General features: G+C 55.1%; 8 tRNA genes. All 8 read right to left on the minus strand.

The features are described from left to right. Nucleotides 1-43: 43 nt before the first annotated feature. Nucleotides 44-120: transfer RNA gene (locus tag AC1DTM_RS29295), tRNA-Met, on the minus strand. Nucleotides 121-147: 27 nt separating this feature from the next. Next, nucleotides 148-240, minus strand: a tRNA-Ser gene (locus AC1DTM_RS29300). A gap of 17 nt (nt 241-257) precedes the next feature. Beyond that, nucleotides 258-334: transfer RNA gene (locus tag AC1DTM_RS29305), tRNA-Ile, on the minus strand. 3 nt (nt 335-337) lie between these two features. After that, a tRNA-Met gene (locus AC1DTM_RS29310) sits at nt 338-414 on the minus strand. 20 nt (nt 415-434) lie between these two features. Beyond that, a tRNA-Ala gene (locus AC1DTM_RS29315) sits at nt 435-507 on the minus strand. 13 nt (nt 508-520) lie between these two features. Further along, nucleotides 521-594: transfer RNA gene (locus tag AC1DTM_RS29320), tRNA-Pro, on the minus strand. Nucleotides 595-605: 11 nt separating this feature from the next. Further along, a tRNA-Arg gene (locus AC1DTM_RS29325) sits at nt 606-679 on the minus strand. Between the two features lie 3 nt (nt 680-682). Beyond that, nucleotides 683-771 (minus strand) — tRNA-Leu (locus tag AC1DTM_RS29330). Nucleotides 772-854: the final 83 nt, after the last annotated feature.

Below are 854 nucleotides of genomic sequence, written 5' to 3' on the forward strand. Positions count from 1 at the left end.
GCGTGACAGGCAGGCATGTTAACCACTACACCACGGGACCATTTGGTTGCGGGGACAGGATTTGAACCTGCGACCTTCGGGTTATGAGCCCGACGAGCTACCGTACTGCTCCACCCCGCGAYGATATAATATTTAATTTAGAAAAAATGGAGGAGGTAGAGGGATTCGAACCCCCGCGCGACTCTCGCCGCCTGTCGGTTTTCAAGACCGATCCCTTCAGCCGAACTTGGGTATACCTCCGAGATATGAACTTTGAGTGGTGGACCTTGTAGGACTCGAACCTACGACCGGACGGTTATGAGCCGTCTGCTCTAACCAGCTGAGCTAAAGGTCCTTATGGTAGCGGCGGAGGGGATCGAACCCCCGACCTCACGGGTATGAACCGTACGCTCTAGCCAGCTGAGCTACACCGCCATAAGTTATATTCAAATAAGTGGAGCCTAGCGGGATCGAACCGCTGACCTCCTGCGTGCAAGGCAGGCGCTCTCCCAGCTGAGCTAAGGCCCCATATTTTGAAAAATCGGGAAGACAGGATTTGAACCTGCGACCCCCTGGTCCCAAACCAGGTGCTCTACCAAGCTGAGCCACTTCCCGTTAATAAAAAACGCGCCCGAGAGGAGTCGAACCCCTAACCTCTTGATCCGTAGTCAAACGCTCTATCCAATTGAGCTACGGGCGCATATGGTGCCGAGGGCGGGGGTCGAACCCGCACGGTGGTCACCCACCGCAGGATTTTAAGTCCTGTGCGTCTGCCTGTTCCGCCACCCCGGCATGTCATATTGAAAATTGGAGCGGAAGACGGGATTCGAACCCGCGACCCCAACCTTGGCAAGGTTGTATTCTACCACTGAACT

This window comes from Bacillus sp. P4_D3, assembly GCF_056401855.1.